Annotated in this window: 25 protein-coding genes; 13 read left to right on the top strand and 12 right to left on the bottom strand. The window is 69.4% G+C overall.

Annotated elements, in window-relative coordinates:
* Position 1 precedes the first annotated feature (1 nt).
* From A6048_RS12085 to A6048_RS12060, 6 genes are all read left to right on the top strand, one after another.
* Positions 2–526 carry a MaoC family dehydratase gene (locus A6048_RS12085; RefSeq protein ID WP_107746437.1) on the top strand — a complete coding sequence of 175 codons (525 nt, stop codon included), beginning with the start codon at positions 2–4 and terminating at the stop codon, positions 524–526.
* Positions 523–1383, top strand: a complete 861-nt coding sequence (locus A6048_RS12080; protein WP_107746439.1) for an HpcH/HpaI aldolase/citrate lyase family protein — start codon at positions 523–525, stop codon at positions 1381–1383. The genes A6048_RS12085 and A6048_RS12080 overlap by 4 nt, the downstream gene beginning before the upstream one ends.
* 69 nt (positions 1384–1452) lie before the next feature.
* A complete protein-coding gene (locus tag A6048_RS12075) occupies positions 1453–3102 on the top strand; it encodes an AMP-binding protein (RefSeq protein WP_107746441.1) in 1650 nt (549 codons plus the stop codon).
* Between the two features lie 32 nt (positions 3103–3134).
* The gene (locus A6048_RS12070; protein ID WP_107746443.1) at positions 3135–3911 is read left to right on the top strand and encodes a CoA transferase subunit A; all 777 of its coding nucleotides are present in this window, start codon (positions 3135–3137) and stop codon (positions 3909–3911) included.
* Positions 3911–4564, top strand: a complete 654-nt coding sequence (locus A6048_RS12065; protein WP_107746445.1) for a 3-oxoacid CoA-transferase subunit B — start codon at positions 3911–3913, stop codon at positions 4562–4564. The genes A6048_RS12070 and A6048_RS12065 overlap by 1 nt, the downstream gene beginning before the upstream one ends.
* Positions 4565–4635: 71 nt before the next feature.
* Positions 4636–5298, top strand: coding sequence for a CPBP family intramembrane glutamic endopeptidase (locus tag A6048_RS12060; RefSeq protein WP_235027460.1), 663 nt, complete (start codon positions 4636–4638; stop codon positions 5296–5298).
* Between the two features lie 37 nt (positions 5299–5335).
* Here the strand turns inward: A6048_RS12060 and A6048_RS12055 are convergent, their stop codons facing one another.
* The 11 genes from A6048_RS12055 to rpmB all read right to left on the bottom strand — a co-directional run bounded on the left by A6048_RS12055 (position 5336) and on the right by rpmB (position 13219).
* Complete coding sequence (locus tag A6048_RS12055) at positions 5336–6124, bottom strand: MBL fold metallo-hydrolase (RefSeq protein WP_107746447.1); 789 nt, start codon at positions 6122–6124, stop codon at positions 5336–5338.
* On the bottom strand, positions 6121–7206 hold the full coding sequence (locus tag A6048_RS12050) for an ABC transporter ATP-binding protein (RefSeq protein WP_107746449.1): 1086 nt from the start codon (positions 7204–7206) through the stop codon (positions 6121–6123). The genes A6048_RS12055 and A6048_RS12050 overlap by 4 nt, the downstream gene beginning before the upstream one ends.
* Entirely contained in the window at positions 7203–7973 is a 771-nt protein-coding gene (locus A6048_RS12045; protein ID WP_200837353.1) for an ABC transporter permease, read from the bottom strand. The genes A6048_RS12050 and A6048_RS12045 overlap by 4 nt, the downstream gene beginning before the upstream one ends.
* Positions 7970–8845: an ABC transporter permease subunit gene (locus A6048_RS12040; RefSeq protein WP_200837354.1), complete on the bottom strand. Its 876-nt coding sequence runs from the start codon at positions 8843–8845 to the stop codon at positions 7970–7972. The genes A6048_RS12045 and A6048_RS12040 overlap by 4 nt, the downstream gene beginning before the upstream one ends.
* Positions 8842–9897, bottom strand: a complete 1056-nt coding sequence (locus tag A6048_RS12035) for an extracellular solute-binding protein (protein ID WP_107746451.1) — start codon at positions 9895–9897, stop codon at positions 8842–8844. Before A6048_RS12035 ends, A6048_RS12040 begins: the two co-directional genes overlap by 4 nt.
* A gap of 207 nt (positions 9898–10104) precedes the next feature.
* Complete coding sequence (locus A6048_RS12030; RefSeq protein WP_107746453.1) at positions 10105–11103, bottom strand: LacI family DNA-binding transcriptional regulator; 999 nt, start codon at positions 11101–11103, stop codon at positions 10105–10107.
* Between the two features lie 31 nt (positions 11104–11134).
* Positions 11135–12076 carry an AEC family transporter gene (locus A6048_RS12025; protein WP_107746455.1) on the bottom strand — a complete coding sequence of 314 codons (942 nt, stop codon included), beginning with the start codon at positions 12074–12076 and terminating at the stop codon, positions 11135–11137.
* 163 nt (positions 12077–12239) lie between these two features.
* Positions 12240–12497 carry a 30S ribosomal protein S18 gene (gene rpsR / locus A6048_RS12020; RefSeq protein ID WP_017836288.1) on the bottom strand — a complete coding sequence of 86 codons (258 nt, stop codon included), beginning with the start codon at positions 12495–12497 and terminating at the stop codon, positions 12240–12242.
* Positions 12498–12507: 10 nt separating this feature from the next.
* Positions 12508–12813, bottom strand: a complete 306-nt coding sequence (rpsN, locus tag A6048_RS12015; RefSeq protein WP_107746457.1) for a 30S ribosomal protein S14 — start codon at positions 12811–12813, stop codon at positions 12508–12510.
* Between the two features lie 3 nt (positions 12814–12816).
* Positions 12817–12981 carry a 50S ribosomal protein L33 gene (gene rpmG, locus A6048_RS12010; protein ID WP_017836290.1) on the bottom strand — a complete coding sequence of 55 codons (165 nt, stop codon included), beginning with the start codon at positions 12979–12981 and terminating at the stop codon, positions 12817–12819.
* A 1-nt stretch (position 12982) separates the two neighbouring features.
* The gene (gene rpmB, locus A6048_RS12005) at positions 12983–13219 is read right to left on the bottom strand and encodes a 50S ribosomal protein L28 (protein WP_010542299.1); all 237 of its coding nucleotides are present in this window, start codon (positions 13217–13219) and stop codon (positions 12983–12985) included.
* Between the two features lie 370 nt (positions 13220–13589).
* On the opposite strand from rpmB, the gene A6048_RS12000 reads away from it, so the two are divergent.
* The 7 genes from A6048_RS12000 (at position 13590) to A6048_RS18415 (ending at position 18608) form a co-directional block, all read left to right on the top strand.
* Positions 13590–13850, top strand: a complete 261-nt coding sequence (locus tag A6048_RS12000; RefSeq protein ID WP_107746459.1) for a type B 50S ribosomal protein L31 — start codon at positions 13590–13592, stop codon at positions 13848–13850.
* 64 nt (positions 13851–13914) lie between these two features.
* The gene (gene rpmF, locus A6048_RS11995; RefSeq protein ID WP_107746461.1) at positions 13915–14085 is read left to right on the top strand and encodes a 50S ribosomal protein L32; all 171 of its coding nucleotides are present in this window, start codon (positions 13915–13917) and stop codon (positions 14083–14085) included.
* 200 nt (positions 14086–14285) lie between these two features.
* Complete coding sequence (locus tag A6048_RS11990; protein WP_107746463.1) at positions 14286–14969, top strand: response regulator transcription factor; 684 nt, start codon at positions 14286–14288, stop codon at positions 14967–14969.
* On the top strand, positions 14969–16360 hold the full coding sequence (locus A6048_RS11985) for a sensor histidine kinase (protein ID WP_107746465.1): 1392 nt from the start codon (positions 14969–14971) through the stop codon (positions 16358–16360). Before A6048_RS11990 ends, A6048_RS11985 begins: the two co-directional genes overlap by 1 nt.
* Before the next feature lie 57 nt (positions 16361–16417).
* Positions 16418–17875, top strand: a complete 1458-nt coding sequence (locus A6048_RS18815) for a S1C family serine protease (RefSeq protein ID WP_107746467.1) — start codon at positions 16418–16420, stop codon at positions 17873–17875.
* The gene (locus A6048_RS11975; protein ID WP_107746469.1) at positions 17872–18447 is read left to right on the top strand and encodes a MogA/MoaB family molybdenum cofactor biosynthesis protein; all 576 of its coding nucleotides are present in this window, start codon (positions 17872–17874) and stop codon (positions 18445–18447) included. The genes A6048_RS18815 and A6048_RS11975 overlap by 4 nt, the downstream gene beginning before the upstream one ends.
* Positions 18444–18608 (top strand): hypothetical protein, encoded by a 165-nt coding sequence (locus tag A6048_RS18415; RefSeq protein WP_162845657.1) that lies wholly within the window; start codon positions 18444–18446, stop codon positions 18606–18608. Before A6048_RS11975 ends, A6048_RS18415 begins: the two co-directional genes overlap by 4 nt.
* Before the next feature lie 68 nt (positions 18609–18676).
* Here the strand turns inward: A6048_RS18415 and mscL are convergent, their stop codons facing one another.
* Positions 18677–19105 carry a large conductance mechanosensitive channel protein MscL gene (mscL, locus tag A6048_RS11970; RefSeq protein ID WP_107746471.1) on the bottom strand — a complete coding sequence of 143 codons (429 nt, stop codon included), beginning with the start codon at positions 19103–19105 and terminating at the stop codon, positions 18677–18679.
* Positions 19106–19197 lie beyond the last annotated feature (92 nt).

Genomic DNA, 19197 nt, shown 5'->3' with positions numbered 1-19197 from the left:
GATGTCTGAGCAGCACGGAACCGAGACGCGCAAAGAGGTTCTCCAGCGTGGTCTGTGGTTCGAGGAGTACGAGGTCGGTACCGCCTACCTCCATCGCCCCGGCCGCACGATGACCGAGACGGACAACGTCCTGTTCACCACGTTGACCATGAACACCCAGGCGTTGCATCTGGACGCGGCGTGGTCGGCCGAGCAGTCGGGCTTCGGTGGGGAGCGGCTCATGAACTCCATGCACACGCTCTCGACCCTCGTCGGACTGTCGGTCGCCCAGCTCACGCAGGGCACCATCGTGGCCAACCTGGGCTTCTCCGAGGTCAGCTTCCCCAAGCCGATGCTGCACGGGGACACCCTCTACGCCGAGACCGTGTGCACCGAGAAGCGGGAATCGAAGTCGCGTCCGGGCGAGGGGATCGTGACCCTCGAGCACATCGGACGCAACCAGCACGGCGACATCGTGGCCAAGGCCGTCCGCAAGACCCTGGTCCGTAAGCGCCCCGCCGAGTCCACGGGACAGGGATCGGCATGACCCCGGCCTGGATCCCGCCCGGCCCGGCACTGCTGTTCTGCCCGGCCGACCGCCCGGAGCGCTACACCAAGGCGGCCGAGCGGGCGGACGTGGTGATCGTGGACCTGGAGGACGCGGTCGCGCCGGACGCCCGACCAGCAGCCCGGGAGGCGCTGCGGGCCTCCGACCTGGACCCGGAGCGCACGATCGTCCGCGTCAACCCGATGGGCACCGACGACCACGCCGCCGACCTCGAGGCTCTCGCCGACACCGACTACCGGTGCGTCATGCTGGCCAAGACCGAGTCGGCCGCACAGGTCGCGGACGTCCACGCCGCCACCGGCGCGGCGGTCCTGGCGCTGGTGGAGACGCCCCTCGGCGTGATCCGCGCGGCGGAGATCGCCGCCGCACCCGGATGCGCCGGGATGATGTGGGGCGCCGAGGACCTGCTCGCCGCGATGGGCGGCTCGACCAGCCGTTTCTCGGGCGTCGAGGCCGGCGGCCCCCGGGTCGCGGGGGAGTACCGCGACGTCCCGCGTCACGCCCGTGCGCAGGTCGCGCTCGCGGCGGCCGCGTTCGGTCGGTGGGCGGTGGACTCGGTCCACCTCGACATCGCCGACGAGGCTGGTCAGCGCGCCGAGGCGCTCGACGCCGTCGCCCTGGGGTTCGTGGCCACCGCCTGTATCCACCCGTCCCAGGTGGCGGTGGTCCGGCAGGCCTTCGCGCCCGACGACGACGAGGTGGCCTGGGCCCGGAAGGTCCTCGACGCCGCCGAGAGCAACCAGGGCGTCTTCCGGCTGGACGGCCGCATGGTCGACGGCCCCGTCTTCCGTCAGGCCGAGGCGACGATGCGTCGCGCCGCGGCCGCAACCACCTGATACGCCGCCACCTGACACTGCAACCCCCACTTCGTGGGCCGTCCGACCCCACCCTCAAGGAGCACCGGGATGACCACCACCGATCTCGATTCCACCCCACTGGACCCCGCCCTGTCCCACACCCGTGGGGACGCCGACGTCCCGCTGCTCACGCAGACGATCGCCGACAACCTGGCCGCCACGGTCGAGCGCTTCGGCGACCGCGACGCCCTCGTCGACGTGCAGGCCGGACGCCGCTGGACCTACACGGAGTTCCACGCCGACGTCCGCCGGCTGGCCTCGGGCCTGCTGCGCCTCGGGATCCGGACCGGCGACCGCGTGGGCATCTGGTCTCCCAACCGGTGGGAGTGGGTGATGATCCAGTACGCCACCGCCGAGATCGGTGCGGTGCTGGTCAACATCAACCCCTCCTACCGCGTCCACGAGCTTGAGTACGTCCTCAAGCAGGCCGGGATCAAAGCAGTGGTCGCGGCGCCCCAGTTCAAGGACTCCGACTACACCGGCATGCTCTCGCAGGTCCAGCCGAGCTGCCCGGACCTCGATGTGGTCGTGCTCTTCGGCGACGAGGAGTGGGAGTCGATGATGTCGGGGCCCACCGATGCCGAGGAGCTGGCCGGGATCCGCGCCGGACTCGGCGCCGGGGACCCCATCAACATCCAGTACACCTCGGGCACGACGGGATTCCCCAAGGGCGCCACCCTCTCGCACACCAACATCCTCAACAACGGATACTTCGTGGGCGAGACGATCAACTACTCGGAAGTCGACCGGGTCTGCATCCCGGTGCCCTTCTACCACTGCTTCGGCATGGTGATGGGCAACCTCGCCTGCACCACCCACGGGTCGTGCATGGTGATCCCCGCGCCGGCATTCGACCCCGCGGCGTCGCTGCGGGCGGTGGCGCAGGAGAAGTGCACGAGCCTCTACGGCGTGCCGACCATGTTCATCGCCGAGCTCGCGCTCGAGGACTTCGACTCCTACGACCTGTCGTCCCTCCGGACCGGGATCATGGCGGGTTCGCCGTGCCCGGAGGCGACCATGCGTCAGGTGATCGACCAGATGAACATGGAGGAGGTGTCGATCTGTTACGGCATGACCGAGACCTCCCCGGTGTCCACCCAGACCCGCGCCGACGACTCACTCGACCGCCGCGTCGCCACCGTCGGGCGGGTCGGTCAGCACCTGGAGATCAAGATCGTCGATCCCGAGACGGGCCAGACCCTGCCGCGCGGTGAGGCGGGGGAGTTCTGCACCAAGGGCTACAGCGTGATGGTCGGGTACTGGAACGAGCCGGAGAAGACCGCCGAGGCGCTCGACGCCGACGGGTGGATGCACACCGGTGACATCGGGGAGATGGACGCCGACGGCTACGTCAAGATCACCGGCCGCATCAAGGACATGGTGATCCGCGGAGGCGAGAACATCTACCCGCGTGAGGTGGAGGAGTTCCTCTACACGCACCCCGACATCCTCGACGCCCAGGTGATCGGGGTCCCGGATCCGAAGTACGGCGAGGAGCTCATGGCGTGGGTCCGCCTCAAGCCGGGGCGCGACGACCTCACGGCCGACGAGGTCCGCGACTTCGCCACCGGCAAGCTGGCACGTCACAAGATCCCGAAGTACGTCCACGTGGTGGACGAGTTCCCGATGACCGTCACCGGCAAGGTCCGCAAGGTCGACATGCGCAAGACGGCCATCGAGATCCTCGGCATCGCCTGACGACCTCCCCAGACCTGACAAGGAGTATGTGTATGTCCAGCAAGATCATGACCGCGGCGGAGGCCGTCGCGGATATCCCGGACGGGGCGTCGATCGCCGCCGGCGGGTTCGGACTGTGCGGGATCCCGCAGGTCGTCATCGAGGCCCTCGCGGCCCGCGACGTCGGGGACTTCGAGGTGTTCTCCAACAACGCCGGTGTCGACGGCAAGGGCCTCGGCATGCTCCTCGAGTCCGGAAAGCTCCGGCGCATCGTCTCGTCGTACGTGGGCGAGAACAAGGAGTTCGCGCGCCAGTACTTGTCCGGTGAGCTCGAGGTGGAGCTCACGCCGCAGGGCACCCTCGCCGAGCGGATGCGCGCCGGCGGCTCCGGGATCGGGGCGTTCTACACGCGCACCGGTGTCGGTACCTACGTCGCCGACGGCGGGATGCCGTGGAAGTACGACTCCGACGGTGGCGTCGCACTGGCCTCACCCCCCAAGGAGACCCGGGAGATCCGCGGCGAGACCTACGTGCTCGAGCAGGCCATCGAGGCCGACTTCTCGCTGGTGCGTGCCGCGGTCGCCGACCGCAGCGGCAATCTGCGGTTCAACCTCACCGCCCGCAACTTCTCGCCGCTGGCCGCCATGGCCGGCCGCGTGTGCATCGTCGAGGCGGAGAAGATCGTCGAGGTCGGCGAGCTGGCCCCCGACGACATCCACCTGCCCGGCATCTTCGTGCACCGCCTGGTCGAACTCACGCCGCAGCAGGTGGAGCAGACCAAGTGGATCGAGAAGACCACCACCAACCCGCCCTCGGAAGGACAGCGCTGATGAGCAGGATCGGACGCGACCGCAAGGCGATGGCCGCCCGCGCGGCCCTCGAACTCTCGGACGGCCAGTACGTCAACCTCGGGATCGGGCTCCCGACGATGGTCCCCAACTACGTCCCCGAGGACGTCAACGTCACCTTGCAGTCGGAGAACGGGCTGCTGGGGATCGGCCCCTACCCGCACCTGGACGACGTCGACCCGGACCTGATCAACGCCGGCAAGGAGACCGTCACCACGCTCCCCGGTTCGTCGATCTTCGACTCCGCGATGAGCTTCGGGATGATCCGTTCGGGCAAGATCGACGTGGCCATCCTCGGTGCGATGGAGGTCAACCCGGCCGGCGACATCGCCAACTGGATGGTGCCCGGAGCCATGGTCAAGGGCATGGGCGGCGCGATGGACCTCGTCGTGGGCGCCCGCCGCATCGTCGTGGTGATGGACCAGGTGGCCAAGGACGGCTCGTCCAAGATCGTCTCCGAGATCTCGCTCCCGCTCACCGGCCTGGGCTGCGTGGACCGGATCATCACCGAACTGGGAGTATTCGACCGCGACTCCGACGGGCTGACCCTGATCGAGCTGGTCGACGGGGTGACCCTCGAGCAGATCGCCGCCGCCACGGGAGCCCCGTACCGCGTGGCCGAGGACCTGCGGTAATCACGGCACCAGGCACCGGCGCCGCCGGACTCTGGACCACACCGGTCCGGGGTCGGGCGGCGCTCTCGGCGTTGGCATGGGTCGTGGGGTACGTGGTCGGCTTCGTCGTCGTCGTACTCCTCGGCCTCCTCGCCGCGAGCACCCTGGACACCGCCCGCCCCGACACCGCCCTGCTCGCCCTCGTGGTGCTCGGCGGCACGGCGGTGGCCGCGTTGGTCGCCGTGCGGGTCCATCTGTTGCGCCGACGCGGGTTGGGTTGGGCCGACGTGGGGCTGCGCCCGCCGGCGCGCTCGCCGATGCACCTGCTGTGGCAGATCCCGGCGGTGATGATCGCGGGGGTCGTGGCCTCCATGATCGTGCTCATACCACTGGGCACCGGGCCGGAGGGCTCCGACGACGGGCTCGAGGACCTCGCCACCGGTGGGCCGGCGTTCGTCCTCCTGGGGCTGCTCGCCGTGGCGGCGCTCGTGCCCGTGGCCGAGGAGGTGGTCTTCCGGGGGATCGTCCTGCCCGCGCTGCGTGCGAGGTTCCGGGCAGTCCCGGGGATCGCCCTCGCGGGAGCGGTCTTCGCGGCCGTACACCTGATCCCGCCCGCGCTGCCGTACCTGCTGGTGGTGGGGATCTCCCTCTGTGTGATGGCGCAGTGGTACCGGTCGATCGTGCCCGGGATCGTGCTGCACGGGGTCAACAACGCGGTGGTGTTCGCCGGGATCGTCGCGGCGGGGGCGGCCTGAGCGGCTGCTGTCCTGCCGCGGTGCCCCGGCTGCTGGGCTACCGCGCGTCCACAGACACGGTCGCGCCCTCTCGCGCCACCGTCACCGGGCCGTCGAAGTGGCGTGACGCGATCCGTCCCATCTCCTGCGCCTCCTCCGGCCGCGCGAAGTGGGTGAGGACGAGATGACGTGCCCCGGCCTCGGAGGCGATCCCGGCGGCGAGTTCCGGCGTGAGGTGCCCGTGGCCGTGGATCACGTCGTCGTCGGCGGCCAGGACGGTGGATTCGCACACGAACACGTCCGCCCCGGTGGCTGCGTCGACGACTCCGCGGCACGGGCCGGTGTCCGAGGAGAAGCAGACCACCCCGTCCGCGCCCGCGAACCGCAGTGCGGCGGACGGCACCGAGTGCAGCGCGCGATGAGGGGTGATCGTCCAGCTGCCGATCCCGACGGGAGTCCTTGAGTCGAGCTCCAGTCCGCGCACGTCGAAGGCGGACCGGATGGGGGAGACCATGGTCGGCAGGGTGGGTATCCCGAAGAGCTCGTCGAATCGCTCGAGACGGCCCATCTCCTCCGCCGGTACGTAGAGCGGGATCCGCGGGAGTACGTCGGGGAACGTCCAGCGGTACGCCCAGGCCATGAGGTCGAGGCTGTGGTCCGCGTGTAGGTGGGTCACCACGATGCCGCTCAGCTCGGACAGGTCGTGGGTGCGCGCGAAGCTGAGCAGGGATCCGGGTCCGGCGTCCACGAGCACGGCGGTCGCCTCCTCCCGGACCAGGTAGCTCGACGCGGCTCCGGTCCGGCCGGGGGCGGTGGCGTTGCAGCCGAGAACCTCGACGGTGGTCACAGCAACACGATCCCTTCGTCTCTGGCGGCCACGGTGACGATCGGACCGAGGTCGGCGGGCCCGACGTGGTCCATGTCGAGTTCCGTGCCGTGCACATCGATGCGCAGCCGGGTGACGGTGCCGGCGAACTCGGCGTGGAGTACGCGGGCGGTGGTGGATCCCGGAGTGTCCGCGTCAGCGATCCGCAGGGAGTCGCGGCGGACGAGTACCCGGCCACCGGAACCCGGGGAATCACGCTCCACGCGGGTGACGTCGATGCCGGATTCCGGGATCCGCCACCGGCCGCCCAGCACCTCGACCGCGTCCGGGGTGCGCAAGGTCTCGAGGATTCGGCCCGAACCCAGGAAATCTGCCACGAACTCGTCGACCGGGTGGTTCCAGAGGTCATCAGGCGTCCCGTGCTGGATCACACGGCCGTCCCGGACTATCGCGATCGAGTGGGCGAGCGCCAGCGCCTCCTGCTGGTCGTGGGTGACGATCACCGTGGTGCACCCGACCTGGGCGAGGTTCGCGGACAGGCTCCGGCGCAGACCTGCCCGTAGTTGTGGGTCGAGCGCGGAGAGGGGCTCGTCCAGGAGGAGAACCGTGGGGTCGATCGCCAGTGCCCGGGCCAGGGCCACCCGTTGGCGCTGGCCACCGGAGAGTGCACCGGGCCGCCGTCCCGCGTACTCCGACAAGTGGACCAGTTCGAGGAGTTCGTCGGTGCGACGGGTCCGTTCGGCCCGGTTCACCCCGCGCGCCCGCAACCCGTACTCGACGTTCCCGCGCACCGACATGTGCGGGAACATCGCGTACGACTGGGGGACCAGTCCGATGTTGCGGCGAGCGGGTGGCGTGGAGGTGACGTCGGTGCCCCCGATGCGGATCCGTCCGGTGGACGGACGGACCATGCCGGCGATCGACCGGAGGACGGAGGTCTTTCCGCACCCGCTGGGGCCGACCAGGGCGAGGATCTCACCCTCGCGGACGTCGATCGTGACTCCGTCGACGGCGAGGGTGTCGCCGTACCGGACGGAGACGTCGTCGAGGGCCAGACCGGGGGAGGTACTCGCGACGGAGGTGCTCATGGCCGAGGTGTTCATGACAGGGACCTTTCGTGCATGCGGGCGCGCAGCGCGACGAGAACCGCGAACACCGGGAGCAGGGAGACGATGAACCACACGGACATCGCCGACGCCAGTTCGAGCCGCCGCGTCTGATAGGCGTCGAACAGGGCGAACGGCGCCGTGGGATTAGCCGGGGCGTTGACGAAGAAGCTGATGTTGAACTCGCCGTAGCTCAGGGCGTACGACATCGCCGCGGCCTGGACTATCGCGACCAGGCACCACGGGATGGTGATGGTGAGGACCTGCCGCACCCGGGAGGCACCGAGGCTCAGCGCGACCTGCTCGCACTCGTCCAACCGATCGGAGGCGAGGACGGGGACCAGCGCGGCCAGGGTGAAGGGCAGCGTGAACACGACGTGGCCGATGAGCAGCAGCAGCCCGCTCGGCCGCAGCTCGGCGTACGTGCCGATCAACGCGACCGAGATGGCGATACCCGGGACGGCCAGCGGGACCGTGGCGAGGTAGCCGACCGCGCGGGCCGTGAAGGAGGAGGAGCGGGACGACCACCACGCGAGCGGGCCGCCCACGACGAGGTTGATCACTGCGACGGCCACCCCGACGGTGGCGCTGTGCAGGAGGGTGGGGGAGAGCAGCCGGAACCCGAGGCCCATCCAGTCCAGTGTGAACCCGCCGGTGTACGGGCCCGCGATGAAGCTCACGCTGGTCGCGACGACCAATGTCGCGATCATGGGGACCAGGACGACGCCGAGCATGAGCCACAGCCAGACGCGGGACGCGGTCATCGGGCGACCATCCTCTCGGTGATCCGGGCGACCGCCCGGCCGGCGAGCAGGAACGCGGCGGCCAGGACCGCCAGGATCAGGGCGTTGGCGGACGCGGTGGCGATGTTGAACCCGGCGGAGCTGAGACCGTCCACCACCTCGAGCGGGAGCAGTCGGTCGCCGCGGGCGAGGACGGCGATCGTGCCGTATCCCCCGAGCGCGACCGCCAGCGCGGTCCCCGACGCCTCGATGATCGCCGGCAGCAGCAGGGGAAGGGTGACGGTGACGAAGACCCGGGCGCGTCCGGCGCCCAGTGAACGCGCGGTCTCGGGCATCGCCGGATCCAGGTTCTCCGCGGCACCTCGGAGCGGTCCGATGATTCTCGGTAGGGAGAAGTAGGTGTAGGCCACCACGAGTCCGGGGATGATGTAGGCGGTGCCCGCCAGCTGCGGGAACCACAGGCCGAGCAGACCAGTGTTGCCCAGCAGGACCACGGCGAAGAACCCGATGATCGTCCCGGGGAGGGCGACGGGAAGCGTGAAGGCTGAATCCACCGGTGAGGTGTTGCGTCCGGCGTGCGAGCGGGCCGCCAGGTGCAGGACCAGCGGGATCGACAGGGCGATGGCGATCCCCACCGCCGAGACACACACCGCGAGCGAGTTGACCACCGCGCGCTGGATCGCCTCCGAACTGAGGGCGGCGACGAGGTAGTCGGCGGTGAGCCCCGACTCCTCCCGCAGCCCGGTACGTCCGAGCCCGACGGCGTTCTGCATCAGAGAGACCAGTGGGTACAGAGCGAACGCCAGGAGGAAGACGACCCCCGGGACCGCGGCGAGCCATCCCCAGCGGGGACCACCCGCCGCGGTGGGGGACACCCGGGTGCGGACGGTCAACGACCGACCTCGGCGGTGAAGGCGGCGATGAAGTCCTCCTGGACCGCACCCTGCTTGACGTAGTCGACGGTGCGGGCCCGCTCGTAGTCGGCGTCCGGGAGCATCTTGGCGGCCATATCGTCCGGGATCGACCCGATCACCGGACGCATGAACCCGCGGGCGAAGAGCTGCTGACCCTGCTCGGAGAAGTAGAAGTTGAGGAGCTCCTCCGCGTTGTCCCGATTGGGCGCGCCGTTGACGATCCCCACGACGTAGGGGATGAGGAGGCTGCCCTCCTCGGGGATCACGACCTCGACGTCGATCCCCTCCTCCTGCAGCTTGTAGCCGTTGAAATCCGTGTCGATGAGGATCGGGATCTCGCCCTGGCCCACCAGCGCGGTCGCGGTCTGGGCCGGCGTCACGGCGCCGTTGTCCTTGAGTCGGCTGAGGTACTCCAGACCGGGCTCCCAGTTGTCCAGGTCCCCGCCCATCGCCTCGTTGGCGGCGGTGGCGACCGAGTAGCCGACCGCGGCCTGGGTCGGGTCGAGGTATCCCACCTTGCCGCGGTACTCGGGCTTGGTCAGGTCCTCCCACGTCCGCGGCACCTCGGCGTCCCCGAGATGATCCTTGTTGACGATGAACGCCACCGCGCCGGTGTGCAGGGTGTGCCACCGGCCGTCGGGATCGCGGAGGTCCTCGTCGATCGACTCCACTCCCTCGGGGGTGTAGGCGCTGAGCAGATCCGCCTGCACCAGCTGGTCGGCGAACGCGATGCCGACGTAGGCGGAGTCGGCGACGGGGGAGGCGGCCTCGGCCTGGAGAGCGGCGAGCGTCTGTCCCGAGTTCTTGGGGTCGTTCGGGGCGGAGATCCCCGTCTCGTCCGAGAAGGCCGCCAGCACCTCGCCGAAGTTCCCCCACTCCGAGGGGCTGTTGTAGGTGATGACCGTGCCGGAGTCCCCGGCCGCGGTCGACGGGGCTTCCTCGCCAGCGGTGTCGGCGTTGCCGCAGGCGGTCAGGGCGAGTCCGGCTGCGGCGGTCGCAGCGAGCGTGCGCAGGGTGCGTGAGAGAGTCATCGTCTGATCCTTGGTCGTCTGATCCGTGGTCGTTGTCGGCCCGAACCTGTCAGCGCCGTTGGCCGCGGCGGGCGCCGAGCCGGGTATCAGCAAACGCGTGCCAAATCGGTTTGGCAATGGGTGGGGCGGCCACTTCGGGCACTGTTCGCCGACCGTTCACCCGCGTCCTGGATGTTCTCGGGCTACCGATCCGCCCGGTCGAGTGGGTCAGCGGCGGAGGTCGGCGACGGAGTCGCGGACCATCAGGTGGACGGGGACCATCGCGGTGCGGGGCGCCGGCCCGGGCTCGAGGAGTTCGGTCGCGGCGATCTGCCCGACGAGCCGGCGGTCGAAGGCAACCGTTGTCATGGCCGGCGCGAGCAGCCCCGACGTGGGCAGGTCGTCGTGTCCGAGCACGCTCACGTCGCGCCCCACCTCGACCCCCGCGTCCCGAGCGGCCCGGTACACCGCGGAGGCGGTGTAGTCGGAGTTCATGAGGAAGGTGCGCATGCCTCCCGGGTCGGCGAGCTGGTCGGCGACGAGATCCCGCACGTCGTCGAAACGCAGTCGGCAGGGCAGGATCTCCGGGCTCAGTCCCAGTTCTCCCGCACGAACGAGGTAGGCCTGGGTGCGGTCCGGATCGGCGGCGTCCGCCGCCGGCGCGCAGACGAAGCCGATCCGTTGGTGGCCCAGGCCCGCGAGATGGTCGACCGCCAGGGTCACGGCCCTGGTGTTGTCCGGGCCCACCGTGGTGACCACGGGGGAGGGCGATGTGTTGATCTGGACGATCGGCAGTTCGGGGCGGTTGGCCCGCCACCAGTCGACCGCCTCCGTCCCGCCGACCGGGGCGATCGCCAGGGCGCTCACCTGTCCGTCGGCCATGCGGCGTACCGCCGCCAGTTCGGTCGCGGAATCGTAACCGGAGTCCATGACGACCACGTGCGAACCCCGCGAGGAGGTGACGGCCTCCATCCCTCGGAGCACATCGAGGAAATAGGAGTTGGAGAGGTTTCTGGTGATGAGTCCCACGGCGTCCACACGACCCAGCCGCAGGGCGCGCGCGGCCGGGTTGGGGCGGTACCCCAGCCTGTCGGCGGCGTCACGCACACGGCGCACCGTGCCGGCTGCGACACGACCCTGTCCGTTGAGCGCCAGGCTGGCCTGCGGGACGGAGACGCCGGCAGCCTGCGCGACGTCGCGCAACGTGGTCCTGCTCTTCGGCGCCATACGATCTACTCCACCACAACGAGCGGGGGGATCAGGCCAGCAGTGCCGACACCAGCAGCAGAACGGGGAGGGCACCGAGGGTGGTGAGGACCGCCGAGTCGCGGGCGAGCAGCGTCCCGTGTCCGTAGCGGGTGGCCACCACGAGGACGTTCTGCGCGGTGGGCAGGGCGGCGGCCACCACCACGGTGAGCAGCTCGTGACCCCGCATGCCCATGAGGCCGCTGCCGATGGCGTAGGCGAGCAGAGGGTGCGCCACCAGTTTGAGCACGCTGGCCAGCCAGATCTCCCGGCGCGGCGAGGCGCCGGCCTCGAGCACCTTGACGCCGTAGAGGGACATGCCGAACACCAGGAGCGCGCCGGGGACCGAGATCTGACCCACCAGGTGAACGGGCTCGAGGAGAGGGTCGGGCGGTGTCCAGGGCAGGGCGGCCACCACCACCCCGGCGAGAGCGGCCAGGACGAGGGGGGTCCGGGCTGCCTGGAGCGCCGAGGCGAATGCACCTCCACGGCCGTCCGTCGTGCCCTCCGTCCGGGCGGCGCGCTCGAGGACGGCAATGGCGACCGGCTGCAGCACCGCCACCTGGAACAGCAGGAGGGGCATGACGAACCCGAAGTCCCCCAGGACGTACACGGCGATGGGGATACCCAGGTTGGCGGAGTTGACGTAGCTGGCGGCCAGGGCGCCGACGGCGAGGTCGGCGGCCGGTCGTCGGAGCCACACTTTCGCGATGAGAACGTAGGCCAGCGCCATCACGAGCGCCGTACCGGCGGAGACCACGAAGACGCCGGTGAAGACCTGGTCGAGCGTGGTGCGGGCGAGGGCGTCGAACAGCAGGGCCGGGGTGGCGACGAAGAACACGAGCCGGTTGAGCACTAGGCGCGCGTCGGTGCCGAGGACCCGGGAGCGGGCGAGCAGCCAACCCAGTGCGACGAGAGCGACGATCACGGCGAAGCCGTTAAGGACGCCGACCACTGCGGACTCCTCGGATTCGGGGGAGGGGGAGCGGTAACGCCGATCGGGGCCGAGCACTCCTGCGGGCAGGAGGCGCGACCCCGATCGGGTTGCTGTTGTCCGGTCGGCGGCTAGCTACCGCGGGCGGGACGGGCGGTGCGGTTCGACCGCGCCGAGCAGTGGCTCAGCGACTGGTGAACGGCAGCAAAGCCATCTCGCGGGCGTTCTTGACCGCGACGGCGACCTGACGCTGCTGCTGCGGCGTGAGGCCGGTGACGCGGCGTGAACGGATCTTGCCACGATCGGAGATGAACGTGCGGAGGGTGTTGACGTCCTTGTAGTCGACCGTCTCGATACCCGCGACCTTCAACGGGTTCTTCTTGGGACGACGGCCTTCCTGGGCCCGGACCTTCTTGGACGGAGTGCTACGCGCTTTAGCCATGATTACCTACTCACCAACTCGACTTCGTGACACCGGGCAGCTCGCCACGGTGGGCCATCTCGCGCATCCGGACGCGGGAGAGACCGAACTTACGGAGGTAGCCGCGCGGGCGGCCGTCGGCGACGTCGCGGTTACGCACCCGCACGGGCGAGGCGTCACGCGGCATCTTGTTGAGCGCGGTCTGGGCGTCCATACGCGCCTCGTCCGTGCTCTCGGGGTTCTTGATGACAGCCTTGAGCTCGGCGCGCCGCTCGGCGAATCGGGCCACCTTGGCCTTGCGCTGCTCGTTACGCGCGATCTTTGACTTCTTGGCCACGGGTCAGCGCTCCTCTCGGAATTCGACGTGCTTGCGGACGACCGGGTCGAACTTCTTGAGGACGATGCGGTCCGGGTTGTTACGGCGGTTCTTGCGGGTCACGTAGGTGAACCCGGTCCCGGCCGTGGACTTGAGCTTGATGATGGGTCGAACGTCGTTACGTGCCATCTCAGATCTTCTCCCCACGGGCGCGGATACGGGCCACGACGGCCTCGATGCCATCGCGGTCGATGGTCTTGATGCCCTTGGTCGAGACCGTCAGCGTGACGCGACGACCCTCGGAGGGCACGAAGTAGCTACGGCGCTGGATGTTCGGGTTCCAGCGACGGTTGGTCCTGCGGTGTGAGTGCGAGACGGACTTGCCGAAACCCGGCTTCCGTCCCGTTACCTGGCAATGCGCCGACATGGCGTGGTTCTCCTTCCGCCTCCTCGTACGGTGGCGCGTGATGGTCGGAGCTCCCGGTCGGCCTAGGCCGAGCAGCAGCGGATCATCACGTCGCGGGCACCGTGAGAGGCGATAGCAAACGTGCAGACAACAGCGATGGTCTAGTTTACGGCCCGACCGCGGGAAACGGTAATCAGCACGTCAGCGCCGGTAAGGAGCGCGCACGGAGCGCACCCCGAGACCACGAATTGAGTACCCGGTCATCGTACGGGTACGATCTACCGATGCGTGTGCTGATACCGGGATCCCCGGTTCGGCCACTGGCATTTGCACGCTCCTGACGGGGCGGGCGCCAGACCCAAGACTTCTACCGAGCTAGAGGGATCCAAGTATGAAGAACGACATCCACCCCGACTACCACCCGGTGGTCTTCCAGGACGCGGGCACGGGCACCAAGTTCCTCACCCGTTCCACCGCGACCAGCCAGCGCACCGTCGAGTGGGAGGACGGCAACTCCTACCCGCTCATCGTCGTGGACGTGACCAGCGAGTCGCACCCGTTCTGGACCGGCGCGCAGCGCGTCATGGACACGGCCGGCCGTGTCGAGAAGTTCCAGCGCCGTTACGGCAACCGCACCCGCCGCACCAAGTGAGCCGCGGGCCGGCGGTTCGCCACCGGCCCACACCCACACCCGAGACCCTGAGGACGTAATAGTCATGGCAGTTCCGAAGCGTCGCCTCTCGCGCGCCAACACCCATTCCCGCCGCTCGCAGTGGAAGGCCGACAACCCGGCCCTCCAGGAGACCAAGATCGACGGCCGCGCCGTGGTGCTGCCGCGTCGACTGGTCAAGGCCGCGAAGCTCGGCCTCGTCGACCTCGACCGCTGACTCTGCGCAGCTGAGAGCCGAGCGCCGAGACAACTGAGCCCGGCGACGCCTGAGCGTCGCACGCACACGCCCGGTCACGAGCCCGGTGGGTCCCCACGGACCCACCGGGCTCGTCGGCGTCGGTCTGCGAGGGGCGGCGTCGGTGATCCGTCGGGGAATTCCTCAGCCGTGGTTCAGGCGTGTGCGAGAGACTTCCCCCTATGAAGATCCTCGTTGTGGACGACGACCAGGCCGTCCGTGAATCCCTGCGCCGCTCCCTCACGTTCAACGGTTACTCCGTGGAGCTCGCGGGGGACGGAATCGAGGCTGTCGAGCGACTGGACGCGAACCGTCCGGACGCGGTGATCCTCGACGTGATGATGCCCCGCCGCGACGGCCTCGAGGTGTGCCGGATCCTGCGTAGCCGGGGGGATGACCTCCCTGTGCTCATGCTGACCGCCCGGGACGCGGTGTCGGAGCGGGTGGCGGGCCTGGACGCGGGTGCCGACGACTACCTGCCCAAGCCCTTCGCCCTGGAGGAGCTGCTTGCCCGGCTGCGGGCGTTGCTGCGCCGTCGGGGACCTGAGGCGGAGGACGTCGACGAGGTGTTGGAGTTCGAGGACCTGCGGATGGACCTGGCGACCCGCGAGGTCACCCGTGGTGAGCGCCGGATCCAGCTGACCCGCACCGAGTTCTCCCTGCTCGAGTTGCTCCTGCACCATCCCCGCCGTGTCCTCACCCGGAGTCACATCCTGGAGGAGGTGTGGGGCTATGACTTCCCCACCTCGGGGAACGCTCTCGAGGTGTACATCGGCTACCTCCGCCGTAAGACCGAAGGCGACGGCGAGAGTCGTCTGATCCACACCGTTCGTGGCGTGGGATACGTGTTGCGCGAGACGCCGTAGTGCCAGCCCGCACGGTGGGGTGGGGCTCCACACCGATCTCCCTGCACCAGCGGGTGACCCTGTTGGCGGCCAGTTCGGTGGGCGTAGCGGTGGCCTTGATGGCCGTCGCGGCGTACTTCGTCGTGTCCGGGTCGATGTACAGCGACGTCAACAACCGACTCCAGCAACAGGCCGATCAACTGGTCAACAGTCAGCTCGCCTCGGAGTTCGCTCTCCAGTCCCGCAGCACGCTGATCGCTCTGCGGGCCTTCAACCCCAATCTGGACGCGCAGATCGTCGCACCCTCCGGCGTCCGGACCGCCACCGGTGAACCGTTCCAGATCGGCAGCCCCGAGATCGCGGTGGTGCGGGGCGAGGCCGAGTCGAGTCTGCGGACGGCCGGCGGCAAGCAGATCTACGCGGTGGGGGTCCGCGACGGGTCCACACTCATCCTGGCGCAGGACCTGAGCCCCACCAGGGCGGCCCTTAATCGCCTCGCGATCGTCCTGACACTGGTGGGTGCCGCGGGAATCGCGCTCGCGGCGGTGGCCGGTACGGCGGTGGGGCGCACGGGACTTGCCCCGGTCGCCCGGCTGACGAGGGCGGTGGAGCGGATCGCCCGGACCGACGACCTTCGACCCATCCCGGTGACGGGGGACGACGAGATCGCCCGACTCACCGCGAGCTTCAACCAGATGCTCGTCGCGCTGGGGGAGAGCAGGGAGCGACAATCGAGGCTCGTGGCCGACGCCGGACACGAGCTCAAGACACCCCTGACCAGTCTGCGGACCAACGTGGAACTGCTGATCGCCGCGAGCCGCCCGGGCGCTCCCACCATCCCGGCTGCCGACAGGGGGGCCCTCGAGGTCGATGTGATCGGTCAGATCTCCGAGCTCAGCCAGCTGGTCGGGGACCTCGTCGAGCTCGCGCGCGAAGATTCCGGGGATGTCGAGCTCGAGCCGGTCGCGGTGTCCGAGGCGGTGGAGCGGGCCCTCGAGCGGGTTCGTCGGCGGCGCCACGACGTGCAGTTCGACGTCGACCTGGCGCCCTGGTACTCGTTCGGCGACAACGCGGGGATCGAGCGTGCGGTGCTGAACATCTGCGACAACGCCGCCAAGTGGAGCCCCACCGGGGGCACGGTCACGGTCCGGATGAATCCGGTCTCGGAATCGGTCGTGGAGTTGACCGTCGCCGACCAGGGGCCGGGAATCCCGGAAGCGGACCGGCAACTGGTCTTCGAACGATTCCACCGCTCGCGGGAGGCGCGGGCGATGCCGGGCTCGGGGCTCGGATTGGCGATCGTCCGTCAGGTGGTGACCCGGCACGGTGGGACGGTGGAGATCCACGACGCCGACGGCGGTGGTACCGAGGTGCGGATGACGATCCCCGGTTGCGAACTCCCCCCGAACTGAACCGGGGATCCCCGTTGTCTCAGCGGGCGCACAGCGCGGTGAGGAACCATGTCGGGTATGGAGAACGAGAACGATCGGGGTACGGGTGCTCCCCGGCCCGGCGACGAGTGGGCATCAGGTCCGGGCGCCGGACCGGGTGGATACGGACAGGGTGGATACGGGCCGGGTGGATACGGACAGCGGCCCGCCGGGGAGAACCCGTACGGTGCCCACGATGCGGGCCGGCAACCGGGCCCCGCGAACGACGACCCGCCCGGTCACGGTCCGGCACAGGCCGGTCCCGGTCCCGGTCCCGGTCAGTACGGTCCCGCACAGCCTGGTCAGTACGGGCACGTGCAGGCCGGTTCAGCACAGCCCAACCAGGGCTGGGGCGGTCCGGGACAACCGACAACGGCTATGCCCCCGCACTCCCCATACAGCGGCGGAGACCCGGATACGACCACATCCCGCAAGTCGGGACGGGGCCTGGTGGTCGCCGGGCTGGTGGCCGCGATGCTCATCTCGGGTGGCCTGGGTGGGTGGATAGGCGCCACGGTGGCCGGCGGTGGCGACGGCCCGAGGCTGACCTCACCGATCGCATCCGAGCAGCCAGAGGGTCAGGCCCCGGACGGCACCGTCGAGGCGGTCGCCGACAAGGTCCTGCCGAGCGTGGTCTCGATCGATGTCCGCGGGCAGGCCGGGCGTGGTGAGGGTTCCGGGGTGGTGCTGACCCAGGACGGCCTGATCATCACCAACAACCACGTCATCGGTATGGCGGCGACCGGCGGCCAGATCCAGGTGCGCTTCGACGACGGGTCCACTGCCCCGGCGACCGTCGTCGGCACCGACCCGGCCACGGACATCGCCGTGATCAGGGCGGACACCGACCGATCGCTCACCCCGATCGCCCTGGGGTCCTCCTCGACTCTCGACGAGGGACAGGCCGTCGCGGCGGTGGGTTCCCCGCTCGGACTGTCCGGGACCGTGACGACGGGCATCGTCTCCGCGCTCGACAGGCCGGTTCGGGCGGGAGGTGCACAATCCGACCAGAACACGGTGATCGACGCCATCCAGACCGATGCGGCTGTAAACCCGGGTAACTCCGGTGGTGCGCTGGTCAACATGAACGGCGAGCTGGTCGGCATCAACTCGGCCATCGCCTCGCTGGGCTCGGGGAACTCGGGATCGATCGGTCTGGGCTTCGCCATCCCCGTCGACCAGGCCCGGCGGATCGCTGACCAGCTGATCAAGCAGGGCTTCGCCACCCGTGCCGTTCTCGGCGTCTCGGTGAGCGACCAGCCCGACACCGACGGTGCGCTGGTACGCACCACCGAGGTGGGGGGACCGGCCGAGCAGGCGGGCATCGAGGAGGGCGCGGTGATCACCAAGGTCGGGGAGCGGGTTATCGAGGGCGGAGACGCGCTGGTCGCCGCGATCCGTTCGAGGGCTCCGGGGGAGACGATCTCCGTCACCTATGCTGCTCGTGTGGGCGAACAGCCGACGACTGTCGACGTGGTACTGGGAGAGGCGAGATGAGCACCAGATTTGACCCGAGGTCTCTGCCCGGTGGTCGCAAGATCCAGACAGACGTGGATTTCGACCCCGCGGCCGCCGTTCCGGCGGACACCCCCATCGCCGGTCGGGCGATGGTCGTGGTGGTCACCGACCGGCTGGACGAGCGTGAGGACTCGATAGGTCCGTTGGTCACCGAACTGCTCGAGGAGGAGGGCTTCCTGGTGGGCGGCGTCGTCGGTGTGGCGTCCGACGAGTCCGAGGTGCGCAAGGCCCTGGAGACGGCGGTGGTCGGCGGGTTCGACTTCGTCGTGACCGTGGGTGGCACCGGGGTGGGTCCACGGGACATCACCCCTGAGGTCACCGAGGAGATCCTCGACCAGCGGCTGCCCGGCATCGCTGAGGCCATCCGGTCGTCGGGCCTCACGGCCGGCGCTGTCGACTCGATCGTCTCCCGCGGGCTCGTCGGGGTGTCCGGCAGCACGGTGGTCGCCAACCTCGCGCCGAGTCGCGCCGCAATCCGGGATGGGATGGCGACGTTGTGTCCGCTGGTCTCGTACGTGGTGGCGCAGCTGTCGGCGGTCGACGAGCTGTGACCGACAGGGCCCGCACCGACAGGGCCCGGATTGACAGGGCCCGGATAGACGAGGTGTTCGGCGAGACCCTGCCGGAGACCACGTCCGACGAGGCCCGTGATCGGGACGTCCGGCTCGGCGACGACTGGTGGATGGAGCAACGCCCTCCCCACCACGGGTGAGACCCCGCATCCTCCGGAGGATGCGGGGTCTCGGGACTCCGGAGCGCCGGGTGCGTCGGCGCGGTGAGTCAGGACTCGCCGGACGGGCTCTGCGGGTCCGACGGATGGGTGAGCGGACGTCCCGCGAGAAGATCGCGGATCTCCACCAGGAGGTCGTTGTCCGAGGCGGGTGCGTCGATGCCCTTGCGCTTGGCGGCGGCCTCCTTCATCTTGTTCATCGGCCCCACCAGGATGAAGTAGATGACCGCGGCGATCAGCAGGAAGTTGATGATCGCGGTGATCAGGAGCCCGAAGTCCATCCTGGTCTCGGGGTTGTTGTCCAGGAGTTGGACGGCGAACCCGATTTCGCTGTTCCCGCCGAGCAGGGCGATGAGGGGGTTGATGATCGCGCTGGTGAAGGCGTCGACGATCGACGCGAACGCCGTGCCGATCACCACGGCGACCGCGAGATCGATCACGTTGCCCTGCATGATGAAGTCCTTGAAGCCCTTGAGCATCCTGCACCCCTCCCTGGAGACGCGGCGTGGTCCACCACGTGCGTGTCCGTACGTTCCGGACTGAACAGCAGGGACGTTACCAGCACGATTCG

It is taken from the genome of Dietzia psychralcaliphila (assembly GCF_003096095.1).
Classification (GTDB): Bacteria; Actinomycetota; Actinomycetes; order Mycobacteriales; family Mycobacteriaceae; genus Dietzia; species Dietzia psychralcaliphila.
Note: the sequence above shows the minus strand (reverse complement) of the source record. Positions and strands in the feature narration are given on the sequence as shown.

Coding starts and splice junctions, on each gene's coding strand:
- A6048_RS12085 (WP_107746437.1), top strand. CDS start 2: ATGTCTGAGCAGCACGGAACCGAGACGCGCAAAGAGGTTCTCCAGCGT.
- A6048_RS12080 (WP_107746439.1), top strand. CDS start 523: ATGACCCCGGCCTGGATCCCGCCCGGCCCGGCACTGCTGTTCTGCCCG.
- A6048_RS12075 (WP_107746441.1), top strand. CDS start 1,453: ATGACCACCACCGATCTCGATTCCACCCCACTGGACCCCGCCCTGTCC.
- A6048_RS12070 (WP_107746443.1), top strand. CDS start 3,135: ATGTCCAGCAAGATCATGACCGCGGCGGAGGCCGTCGCGGATATCCCG.
- A6048_RS12065 (WP_107746445.1), top strand. CDS start 3,911: ATGAGCAGGATCGGACGCGACCGCAAGGCGATGGCCGCCCGCGCGGCC.
- A6048_RS12050 (WP_107746449.1), bottom strand. CDS start 7,206: ATGAACACCTCGGCCATGAGCACCTCCGTCGCGAGTACCTCCCCCGGT.
- A6048_RS12045 (WP_200837353.1), bottom strand. CDS start 7,973: ATGACCGCGTCCCGCGTCTGGCTGTGGCTCATGCTCGGCGTCGTCCTG.
- A6048_RS12035 (WP_107746451.1), bottom strand. CDS start 9,897: ATGACTCTCTCACGCACCCTGCGCACGCTCGCTGCGACCGCCGCAGCC.
- A6048_RS12030 (WP_107746453.1), bottom strand. CDS start 11,103: ATGGCGCCGAAGAGCAGGACCACGTTGCGCGACGTCGCGCAGGCTGCC.
- rpsR (WP_017836288.1), bottom strand. CDS start 12,497: ATGGCTAAAGCGCGTAGCACTCCGTCCAAGAAGGTCCGGGCCCAGGAA.
- rpmG (WP_017836290.1), bottom strand. CDS start 12,981: ATGGCACGTAACGACGTTCGACCCATCATCAAGCTCAAGTCCACGGCC.
- rpmB (WP_010542299.1), bottom strand. CDS start 13,219: ATGTCGGCGCATTGCCAGGTAACGGGACGGAAGCCGGGTTTCGGCAAG.
- A6048_RS12000 (WP_107746459.1), top strand. CDS start 13,590: ATGAAGAACGACATCCACCCCGACTACCACCCGGTGGTCTTCCAGGAC.
- rpmF (WP_107746461.1), top strand. CDS start 13,915: ATGGCAGTTCCGAAGCGTCGCCTCTCGCGCGCCAACACCCATTCCCGC.
- A6048_RS11990 (WP_107746463.1), top strand. CDS start 14,286: ATGAAGATCCTCGTTGTGGACGACGACCAGGCCGTCCGTGAATCCCTG.
- A6048_RS18815 (WP_107746467.1), top strand. CDS start 16,418: ATGGAGAACGAGAACGATCGGGGTACGGGTGCTCCCCGGCCCGGCGAC.
- A6048_RS11975 (WP_107746469.1), top strand. CDS start 17,872: ATGAGCACCAGATTTGACCCGAGGTCTCTGCCCGGTGGTCGCAAGATC.
- mscL (WP_107746471.1), bottom strand. CDS start 19,105: ATGCTCAAGGGCTTCAAGGACTTCATCATGCAGGGCAACGTGATCGAT.